At 72.7% G+C, this 9,231-nt stretch carries 9 protein-coding genes and 1 riboswitch; of the genes, 4 read left to right on the plus strand and 5 right to left on the minus strand.

Annotated elements, in window-relative coordinates:
• Positions 1 to 69: 69 nt before the first annotated feature.
• The gene (locus ACFYO5_RS00275; RefSeq protein ID WP_388702531.1) at positions 70 to 1,140 is read right to left on the minus strand and encodes an aldo/keto reductase; all 1,071 of its coding nucleotides are present in this window, start codon (positions 1,138 to 1,140) and stop codon (positions 70 to 72) included.
• Positions 1,141 to 1,209: 69 nt separating this feature from the next.
• A complete protein-coding gene (locus tag ACFYO5_RS00280; RefSeq protein ID WP_388702532.1) occupies positions 1,210 to 1,935 on the minus strand; it encodes an SDR family oxidoreductase in 726 nt (241 codons plus the stop codon).
• 142 nt (positions 1,936 to 2,077) lie between these two features.
• Between ACFYO5_RS00280 and ACFYO5_RS00285 the strand changes: the two genes are divergently transcribed.
• Both ACFYO5_RS00285 and ACFYO5_RS00290 read left to right on the plus strand, forming a co-directional pair.
• Positions 2,078 to 2,641, plus strand: coding sequence for a TetR/AcrR family transcriptional regulator (locus ACFYO5_RS00285; RefSeq protein WP_388702533.1), 564 nt, complete (start codon positions 2,078 to 2,080; stop codon positions 2,639 to 2,641).
• A gap of 329 nt (positions 2,642 to 2,970) precedes the next feature.
• A complete protein-coding gene (locus ACFYO5_RS00290; RefSeq protein WP_356568186.1) occupies positions 2,971 to 3,384 on the plus strand; it encodes a VOC family protein in 414 nt (137 codons plus the stop codon).
• A gap of 15 nt (positions 3,385 to 3,399) precedes the next feature.
• Here ACFYO5_RS00290 and ACFYO5_RS00295 read toward each other — a convergent pair whose 3' ends face one another.
• The 3 genes from ACFYO5_RS00295 to ACFYO5_RS00305 all read right to left on the minus strand — a co-directional run bounded on the left by ACFYO5_RS00295 (position 3,400) and on the right by ACFYO5_RS00305 (position 7,168).
• Entirely contained in the window at positions 3,400 to 4,836 is a 1,437-nt protein-coding gene (locus tag ACFYO5_RS00295; protein ID WP_388702535.1) for a hypothetical protein, read from the minus strand.
• 171 nt (positions 4,837 to 5,007) lie between these two features.
• Entirely contained in the window at positions 5,008 to 6,141 is a 1,134-nt protein-coding gene (locus ACFYO5_RS00300; RefSeq protein WP_388702536.1) for an alpha/beta hydrolase, read from the minus strand.
• A gap of 328 nt (positions 6,142 to 6,469) precedes the next feature.
• A complete protein-coding gene (locus ACFYO5_RS00305; RefSeq protein ID WP_356568180.1) occupies positions 6,470 to 7,168 on the minus strand; it encodes a class II aldolase/adducin family protein in 699 nt (232 codons plus the stop codon).
• Between the two features lie 221 nt (positions 7,169 to 7,389).
• On the opposite strand from ACFYO5_RS00305, the gene ACFYO5_RS00310 reads away from it, so the two are divergent.
• Both ACFYO5_RS00310 and ACFYO5_RS00315 read left to right on the plus strand, forming a co-directional pair.
• Positions 7,390 to 8,637, plus strand: a complete 1,248-nt coding sequence (locus tag ACFYO5_RS00310; RefSeq protein ID WP_388702538.1) for an anion permease — start codon at positions 7,390 to 7,392, stop codon at positions 8,635 to 8,637.
• Positions 8,638 to 8,671: 34 nt separating this feature from the next.
• Complete coding sequence (locus ACFYO5_RS00315; RefSeq protein WP_356568176.1) at positions 8,672 to 8,893, plus strand: hypothetical protein; 222 nt, start codon at positions 8,672 to 8,674, stop codon at positions 8,891 to 8,893.
• Between the two features lie 142 nt (positions 8,894 to 9,035).
• Positions 9,036 to 9,170: riboswitch (cobalamin riboswitch) on the plus strand.
• Positions 9,171 to 9,231: the final 61 nt, after the last annotated feature.

The raw sequence follows: 9,231 nt of genomic DNA on the forward strand, positions 1-9,231 counted from the left end.
ACCGAGGTTGCTCCGTTCCCTCATCGAGTACATGCCGATACATCTGGACGTCGCCATTCATGAAGCGGATCAGCCCAGGGTTTGGATCTTCATGTCGCCTGTGGTGACCGCGCGGATGTGATCGCTGGTGAGCAGCTCGTGCGGATTGCCGAGCCCGATGGCGCTGACCTCGTCGAGGCGGGCCAGCTGGGAAGGAGTGAGGTCGACCTGTAGGGCACCCAGGTTGTCCTCCAGCTGCGCGACGGTGCGGGCGCCGATGATGGGTGCCGTCACGCCCGGGGCGTTCAGGGCCCAGGCCAGTGCCACCTGGGCGGGTGTGCGGCCCAGCTCCGAGGCCACCTGCTTCACCGCGTCGGCAATGGCAAGGTTGCGGTCGGTGACCCATCCCAGGGCGACGTTGAGGCTCTTGCGGTTGCCGGCGGTCTCGCCGACAACGGAGCCCGCCCGGTTCCGGTCCTCCCGGCTGTACTTGCCGGTGAGCACTCCGCCGCCCAATGGGGAGAAGGGGACCACGCCGAGTCCCATCTCGCGTGCCATCGGGATCAGGTCACGCTCCGCGGTGCGCTCGATCAGGCTGTACTCGGTCTCCAGTGCGACCAGTGGCGCCCAGCCGCGCAGGTCGGCGATCGCCTGCATGCGCGACACCTGCCAGGCCGGGGCGCTGGAGATCGCCACGTACAGCACCTTGCTCTGCCTCACCAGGTCGTCCAGGCCCCGCAGGATCTCCTCCACCGGCGTCCTGAAGTCCCATACGTTCACGTAGAGCAGATCGATGTAGTCGGTGTTCAGCTGCCGCAGACTGGCTTCCACCGACGCCAGCATGCTCTTGCGGTGGGTACCCCCGGAATTCGGGTCACCGGGCTGACGCAGCGTCGAGTACTTCGTCGCCAGCACCATCCTGTCGCGGTTGGTGCGGGCGAATTCGCCGAGCAGTCGCTCGGAGCTGCCGTTGGTGTAGGTGCTGGCGGTGTCGAAGAAGTTGCCGCCGAGCTCGGTGTAGCGGTCGAAGATCTTGCGCGCCTCGTCGCGCTCGGCGCCCCAGCCCCACTCGGTGCCGAAGGTCGCCGTACCCAGCGCCAGCGGTGAGACCCGGAGGCCGGAACGGCCCAGCAGCCGATAGGTGTCGAGAGTGAGTGCCATCGTGTTCTCCTGTGAGGTGCGGTTCGTGGCGTTCGAGAGATGCGGATCGGTGGTCGACCCGCCCGGGTTTCAGGCGCCGAGCCCGTAGCCGCCGGCCACGGTGATGTCCTGGCCGGTGATGTAGCCGGCGGCGTCCGAGGCGAGGAAGGCGACTGCTTCCGCGACCTCCTGACTGGTTCCGAAGCGCTTGAGGGGGATCTTCGAGCGCAGGGCGTCCCGGCCGCTCTCGGGCACCCCCAGCTTGTCGAGCAGCGGGGTGTCGGTGGCCCCGGGGCTCACGGCGTTGACGCGAATCCCGCGCGGGGCCAGTTCGAGCGCGAGGGAGGGCAGCATGGCCAGCAGCGCGCCGCGTGTCGCCGCCCCCACCGTGGCGCCAGGGATGCCGCGACGGGATCCGATGCCGACGGTCAGCACGATCGAGCCGCCGTCGTTCATGAGGGGAAGGGCCTTTTGGAGGGTGAAGTACTGGCCTTTGAAGTTGAGGTCGGCGTGCTCGTCGAACGATTCCTCCGTCACCTCGGCAACCGGTGCCGGACGGAGGATCCCGGCGTTGAGGAAGAGCAGGTCCAACGATCCGAACCGCGCCGACACCGCCGACATCAGGGCGTCGGTGTCGGAGAGCACGCGCCCGTCGGATCGGACGACGAGCACGTCATCGGGAAGCTCGGACTGCGCCCGCGCGAGGGATTCGGGATTCTGTCCGGTGACCGCGACCTGGTAGCCGCGGGCGTGCAGCAGCTCGGCCGTCGCTCTGCCGATCCCGGTCGTCCCCCCGGTGATGACCGCTGTAGGCATGGCAAACCCTTCGTCGCTGAGGCGGTGGGTGGGTGGGACCACCCGTAATCGGGGAACTCCCCGGTTGTCTCACCGTACACTGAACCGGGGACATCCCCGAATCGCTCCCGAGCCTCATCCGCCACTCACGATCGCGAAGGTCATGACCCCTCCACGCAGCACCCTGCGCGCCGACGCGCAGCGCAACCGCGAGCAGCTGATCGCCACGGCCGCCGAAGCCTTCGCCTCCGGACGCCCGATCTCGCTGGACGCGATCGCCAAACGCGCGGGAGTGGGGAACGCCACCCTGTACCGACACTTCCCCACCCGGGAGGATCTGGTCGAAGAGGTCTACCGGGACCAGATCCGCCCCTTGCGCGAGGACGCGCGCACCCTGCTGGCCACCGAGCCGCCCGCACAGGCCCTCCACGCGTGGATGCTCCGATTCGCCGACTGGGCCGGCGAACGACGCGGCATCTGCGAGGCCCTGGTCGCCATGAGCGCTTCCGGCCGCTTCGGCACCGGACCGGTCTGTGACGAGGTTCAGCAGGTCCTGGCGATGGTGCTCGAGGCCGGCGCCGCAGCAGGAGAACTGCGCAGCGACATCGACCCGGTCGAGGTGGGCGGCATCCTCGCCGGTCTGCTCTCCGTGGCCGGCGCACCCGAGCAGCGCCCCCAGCTGAACCGCATGCTGGACGTCGTCGTCGACGGACTCAGGCCCCGCTGAGCGACACGCCGGCGGTTCGGCGAAACGTCGGCCCATGCCGGACGGCATGGCTGCGGTCGCGGCGGTCGTGGCGCCCCGGACCTCGGTGAGGACCGTCGGGACGGTCGCCTGCGTTCGGCTCGTTCCCCGCCTCGCGGCCGCGCCCCGTCCAGCCGCGAGCCTCACCCCGCGCTACATGTCCGTTCGCCGTAGCTGTACGAGAACAGGGCCGACGCCTTGCGCCGACCTCGCGGGTCCGCTCCGGGGGCGTTGTCGGTGGTCGCTGCCAGACTGGGCCGTGAGTGACATCTCCGGCAGGAATCGCGCTGCGTCACAAGGGAGTGGTCGGCATGGCAGGCACGAGCGGCGGGCGCCCGAGCATCTACCCGACGGTGTTGTACCGGGACGCGAAGGCGGCGATCAGGCAGCTCACGGAGGCCTTCGGCTTCTCGGAGCTGTCGGTGTTCGAGGGCGAGGACGGTTCGGTGCTCCACGCCGAGCTGGTGCAGGGCAACGGCGCGGTGATGCTCGGTTCGAAGGGCCGCGGCGGTCTCTTCGACGCGGCGATGCGGGACGCCGGCCCGGCCGGCGTGTACGTCGTCGTGGACGACGTCGACGCCCACCACCGGCGGGCCGTGGAGCACGGCGCGGAGATCCTGATGCCCCCGACGGACCAGGAGTACGGCTCGCGGGACTACATGGCCCGGGACGTCGGGGGCAACATCTGGAGCTTCGGCACGTACGCGCCCGAGATACAGGGCTGACGTCCGGCGCCGGGATCAGCCCCCGGTGTGGACCTGGAAGGCGGCCCGGCGGACGGCCTTGGCCAGCGCCGGGTCGGGGTGCGCGGCGGCGAGCGCCACCAGGACCTGCACGGTGCGCGGGTGCCCGACGGAGCGGACCTCGGCCAGCAGCGCGGGCACGGTCGGCTGGAGCGCGGACTCCAGGTGCCGTACCAGCATGGGAGCCTCCCCGTGGTCGGCGACGGCGGCCGCGGTGTCCACCCACAGCCAGGTGGCCTCCTGGCGGGTGAGCACCTCGTGGGCGTCCTCGGGGTCCACCCCGTCGTGCTCGGCCAGCCACAGCAGGGCGTACGGCCGCAGGGCGGGCTCGTCGACGACGGCGCGCACGTCGGGCTCGGCGGGCGCGCCGACGACGCGCAGCGCCTCGAAGGCGAGACCGCGCAGCAGGGCGTCCTCACCGCGGGCGGCGGCGAGGAGTTCGCCGACGGCGCTGCCGACGGTGCGGGCGGCGAGCCAGGCGCGGTACTCGGCGCGGGCCGCGTTCGGGCGGAGCTGGGCGCAGCCGCGGAGCATCTCCTCGGCGGAGACCTCGATGTTGCCGGCGGGGCTCTGCGCGGCGACGCAGATCTGCTCCAGCTTGACCCAGACCGCCCAGCTGCCGAGCGGCGTGAGGGTGGCGTGGCCGTCACCGCAGGTGAGAGCGCCCACCGAGGCGAGGGCGTGCAGCGCCCAGTCCAGCAGGGGGGCGAGTGCGGCGGCGTGGGCGGGCTCCGCCGGGTCGGCGTCGGTGGAGGGACCGGGCGGCCCGGGGGTCGTGGTGTCGGCGCCCACGGGGCCGTAGGGGACCTCGCAGCGCTCGGTGCGCAGTTCGGTGACGCGCTGGCTCAGCAGGTCGAGGAGCTGGTCCACGGGGACGGGGCCGGCGGACAGCTGGAGGAAGGAGAGCACCTGCGGCATCGCCGAGACGACCTCGGCGACCGCGCCGGGTTCCTGGTCGGGCGGTTCCGGGGTGGCCAGCGACCAGGCGTCGAAGAGGGCGACCCAGCCGCGCAGGACGGCGCTGTCGTCTCGGTTCCAGGCACGCAGCCGCCAGCCGGGGCGGGCACTGTCGCCGTGCACCTCGACGAGGCCGGCCAGGCGGGCGGTGTCCCAGTCGGCGCGGACCTGAGCCGCGCTCAGACCCAGGTCCGCCGCCGCGCGTTCGGCGGTCGCCTCGGAGAGCGTGGCCTTGCCGTCGTCGGTGGCCGCGTCCCGGCCGGGGCCCAGGGCGTTGTCGGCCCAGCGGGCGACACGGGCCGCGGGCGCCAGACCGGAGCGCGCCATTCTGGCCAGCTCCGCCGGGGCGGGGGTGCCCTCCGGCGGGCGGGGTGCGGGGCGGCGTGGGCGCCGCTGGTTCACAGCTGAGGGGGCGGCGGCCAGGGGTCGTGGGCGGACGAGTCGAAGCCTGGAGTCGCGCGGGATACGGGACGTCACGGGTGCAGTCTTCCGGTTGACGGTCCGAAAACCCAAACGGAACGTCACGGGGGGCTAAGGGACTGGCCAAGGCAGGGGCTCCGGGGAAGGGCGAGGAGGCTTTTTCAGGCCAGCGGTACAGCCGTGAACGGAACTTCGGGGGCCGCCTCGGCCGCGGTGCGCCGCGGTGCCTCACATGAGGGGGGTCAGGAAACGTCGCAGCGCTTCCTCGTAGGCCGCCGGGTCGGGGTTCCACATGGCGGCGTGCGGGGCGTGCGGGACGGGGTGCAGGGTGACCAGGCCGGGGCTGCGGGCGGCGAAGCGACGGGAGGCCTCCCAGGGGGCCACGGTGTCGTCGGGGCCGTGGAGGACGAGGGTCGGCACCGCGGGCACGGCCGGGTCGGCGACCCCGTCGGCACTCAGGCCGGCACGGCCCTCGGCGGCGCGGACGGCCAGCGGCAGCAGCGCGCCCGGGGTGTGCCGGGCGGAGGCGAGCGCCCGCACGGTGGCCTGCCAGTCCAGGACCGGGGAGTCCAGCACCAGGCCCGAGACGAGATGGCGCAGCCCCGAGCGGGCGGCGGCGCGCAGGGCCATGGTGGCGCCGGTGGACCAGCCGAGCAGGATGAGGCGTTCGGCGCCGTAGCGGACGGCGTACCGCATGGCCGCGTCCAGGTCGCGCCACTCGGTCTCGCCGAGGTGGTTGAGGCCGTCCGGGGAGCGGGGCGCGCCCAGGTCGCCGCGGTGGGCGAGGGCGAGGACCGGGAAGCGGCGCCGGTGCAGGAAACCCATCAGGTTCAGGGCGTGCTCGCGGGTGGTGCCCAGGCCGTGCGCCGCGATGACCCAGGTGGAGCGGGCGCCGGGGACGAACCAGGCGGGCAGCGCGCCCAGCTCGCCGGGCACGTCGACGTCGGCGTGGTCGAGGCCGAGCGCGGTGCTCGGGTCGCCGACGAACAGGTTCGGGGTGAACCACACCGCGTCGCCCGCGCCGAGCGTGCCGTGGGTGACGCGCTCCAGACGGCGTACGACCGTGTCGGCGGAGTGCGGGGCGGTGGCGAGCACGGGGCCGACGACCGCCTGGGAGCCGTCGCCCGCGAGGCCGTAGGTGCCCGGGCGCAGGGCGGCGAGGTGGCGGGTGAGGACCACCTGGCCGGCGGCCGTGCCGTGCACGGTGAGCCGGGGTTCGGTGGGCAGGGGGCGGCCGGGCGACGCCTTCAGCGCCGCGTCGCTGGCGAGGCGGCCCGCGGCCACGCTCGCGGCGCCGGCGGCGAGGGCCGCGGCTGCGGTGACGGCGGTCGCGGTGACGGTGGTTGCGGTGACAGGGCGCACTCGTCCAGTGTCCTGGCCGATCCTCCTGAGGGCCAGTGGTGGAGAGCCGAGGGGCGCGGGTGGGCGGCCGCCGGCGCGGTGCCGGGCCGTCGCGCCCGGGGTGCGGCCTTCACGGGCGGATGAACCGGTGCGCCCCGGCCGGGGCGCCGTGGCTGACCGCGACCTGCCGGTCCGCCACACGCTGACGCCACCGGCCCGCCCACGACACGCGCCGCCACCGGCCCGCCCGCGACACGCCTGACGCCACGCACCGGCCCGCACGCGACACGGTGGAGCCACCGGGTCGCCGCGGAGCCGCCCGTCGCCCCGTCGCTTGCCCCCGAGGGCCTCACCTCGCGTCTGTCTGGCCGTAGCCGCTCAGCTTCTCCCCCGCCTCTCTCACCTGGGCGTCCGTCAGCAGGTTCGGGGTGTGGCCCGGGACCGACGCCGCGGTCAGCCACAGGTGGCACATCCATTCCAGCTGGGCCGTGCGGTCGTAGGCCTGGTCGAGGGTGGTGCCGTAGGTGAGGGTGCCGTGGTTCTGGAGGAGGCAGGCCGTGCGGCCGGTGAGGGCGTGGAGGAGGTTGCGGGCGAGTTCCTCGGTGCCGTAGGTCGCGTAGGGGGCGACGCGGACGGGGCCGCCGAGGGCGCCCGTCATGTAGTGGACCGGCGGGAGTTCGGTCACCAGGGTCGAGACGGCCGTGGCGTGCACGGCGTGGGTGTGGACGACGGCGCGGGCGTCGGTGGTGCGGTGGACGGCGAGGTGCATGGGCAGTTCGCTGGTCGGGGTGAGGGTGCCGAGGACCTGTCGGCCGTCGAGGTCGACGCCGGTGACGTCGTCGGGGGTGAGGCGGTCGTAGGGGACACCCGAGGGCGTGACCAGGACGAGGTCCCCCACGCGGACGGAGACGTTGCCGGAGGTGCCGACGACGAGCCGGTCGGCGACGGTGCGCCGGGCCGTCGCCACGAGCTGTTCCCAGGCGTGTGCGACGTCCTCGCCGCGGAGGTCTCGGGTGCTGTCGCCGGTGGCGCGCCGCTGGTCGGTCATGCCCCGATCCTGCCAGGTGACCGACGTCTCACTCAGGGCCCCTCGGGACCCTCGGAGAACGGGGCCCGGGACCGCGGCCCGTGCGGCGTCCGGGGTGTCGAGGCGGAGCGGAATCCCTCCCGCCGATTGTGGACACCGTGATGCCCGCCCCAGTTCACCTTCCGTTCACTCGGGTTCCCTACGTTCATCCTGCCAATGACCTCGAACGATTGCCTGGGTACATGGAAAGCTTCTCGCTGATCCTCGCGATTGTGGTAGTAACCGCACTCGCGTTCGATTTCACGAACGGTTTCCACGACACCGCCAACGCGATGGCCACCACCATCTCGACCGGTGCGCTCAAGCCCAAGGTCGCGGTGGCCATGTCCGCCGTTCTGAACCTTGTAGGCGCCTTTCTCTCCGTGGAGGTCGCCAACACGATCTCCAAGGGTCTCGTCGACGAGACCGGCATCCGTCCCGAGGTCATCTTCGCCGCCCTGGTCGGCGCGATCCTCTGGAACCTGGTGACCTGGCTGGTCGGGCTGCCGTCCAGCTCCTCGCACGCCCTGATGGGCGGTCTCATCGGCGCCACCATCGCCTCGGCCGGTGTCGGCGCGGTCCACGGCGAGGTGCTGGTCACCAAGGTCCTGATCCCGGCGATCGCCGCGCCGATCGTGGCGGGCGTCGCCGCGATGCTCGCCACCCGGCTGTCGTACACGCTGGGCAGGAAGGCCGACGGCAAGGCCGCCGCGAAGGGCTACCGCACCGGCCAGATCGCCTCCGCGGGTCTGGTCTCGCTGGCCCACGGCACCAACGACGCGCAGAAGACGATGGGCATCATCACCCTCGCCCTGGTCGCCGGCGGCGCCGTCGCTCCCGACTCCGACCCGCCCCTGTGGGTCATCCTGTCCGCGGGTCTGGCGATCGCGCTCGGCACCTACCTCGGCGGCTGGCGCATCATCCGCACCATGGGCAAGGGCCTGACCGACCTCCAGCCGCAGCAGGGCTTCGCCGCCCAGACCAGCGCGGCCACCGTCATCCTGGCCTCCTCCCACCTCGGCTTCTCGCTCTCCACCACGCACTCGGTCTCCGGCTCGGTCATGGGCGCGGGTCTGGGCCGCAAGGGCGGGGTGGTCCGCTGGTCGACCGCCACCAGGATGTTCGTCGCCTGGGGCCTGACGCTGCCGGCCGCGGCCCTGGTGGCCGCCCTCGCCGAGTACGTGACCGGCTTCGGCAGCTGGGGCACGGCGCTCGTCGCGGTGTTCCTCATCGCCTCCAGCGCCGCGATCTGGAAGCTCTCGCGCCGTGAGGTCGTCGACCACACCAACGTCGTCGACGTCGACGAGGAGCCGGCCGGCGTGGTGACCGCCGCCATCGCCGCCGTGGCCCCGCCCCCGGCGGGCACCGTCACCGACGACCTGACGGCCACCATCCCCGCGCCCGTGGCGGAACCGGCCCTGCCGGCCACCCCCACCGTCACCGCCGTCTGAGCCCCGCCCCCACCGGTACGAAGGAAGAAGCAGCATGAAGATCGACTGGGCGGCTCTCGGCTCCGTCTTCGGCGTCAGCCTCCTCATCACGGTGGCCCTCGTGGCCCTGTTCACGCTCGGCATCATGGGCCTGTCCCGCCGCGAGCGGGCGACGGCCGAGGGCGGTTCCGCCACCCTGGCGGTCACCGGCGCCTACGCGTGCTTCGCGGCGTGCGCCGCGGCGGTGGCGTACGGGATCTCGCTGATCGTTGCCTGACGGACGGCACGCACACGCACACGTGGGGCGCGGGACGGATCACCGTCCCGCGCCCCACGTGTGCGTGACGGCCGTGACCGGAGGCATGTGGGGTTCTGCACACTGTGCTGTCGCAGGTCAACGGCGAGTTGACGGCCCTTCCGGGACCATGGTGGACTGCCGGGGCCATGTACGGCGTCAGAAGAGGAAGCCGGTGTGAATCCGGCGCGGTCCCGCCACTGTCACCGGGGGTGAAAACCCCGGGAGCCAGGAACTCTCGTCGCCGGTCTCGTCGAACCAGGGCGTGGACACCCTGAGTGAGGACATATCGCCATGCTCGGCTGCCGTTCCAGGTCCGC

Origin of the sequence: Streptomyces sp. NPDC006259, from assembly GCF_042870975.1 — a bacterium.
Taxonomy (GTDB): Bacteria; Actinomycetota; Actinomycetes; order Streptomycetales; family Streptomycetaceae; genus Streptomyces.

Bases quoted from the DNA above. Each gene is read 5' to 3' on its own strand.
- ACFYO5_RS00310 (WP_388702538.1), top strand. From the start codon at position 7,390: ATGGAAAGCTTCTCGCTGATCCTCGCGATTGTGGTAGTAACCGCACTC.
- ACFYO5_RS00305 (WP_356568180.1), bottom strand. From the start codon at position 7,168: ATGACCGACCAGCGGCGCGCCACCGGCGACAGCACCCGAGACCTCCGC.
- ACFYO5_RS00290 (WP_356568186.1), top strand. From the start codon at position 2,971: ATGGCAGGCACGAGCGGCGGGCGCCCGAGCATCTACCCGACGGTGTTG.
- ACFYO5_RS00280 (WP_388702532.1), bottom strand. From the start codon at position 1,935: ATGCCTACAGCGGTCATCACCGGGGGGACGACCGGGATCGGCAGAGCG.
- ACFYO5_RS00315 (WP_356568176.1), top strand. From the start codon at position 8,672: ATGAAGATCGACTGGGCGGCTCTCGGCTCCGTCTTCGGCGTCAGCCTC.
- ACFYO5_RS00275 (WP_388702531.1), bottom strand. From the start codon at position 1,140: ATGGCACTCACTCTCGACACCTATCGGCTGCTGGGCCGTTCCGGCCTC.
- ACFYO5_RS00285 (WP_388702533.1), top strand. From the start codon at position 2,078: ATGACCCCTCCACGCAGCACCCTGCGCGCCGACGCGCAGCGCAACCGC.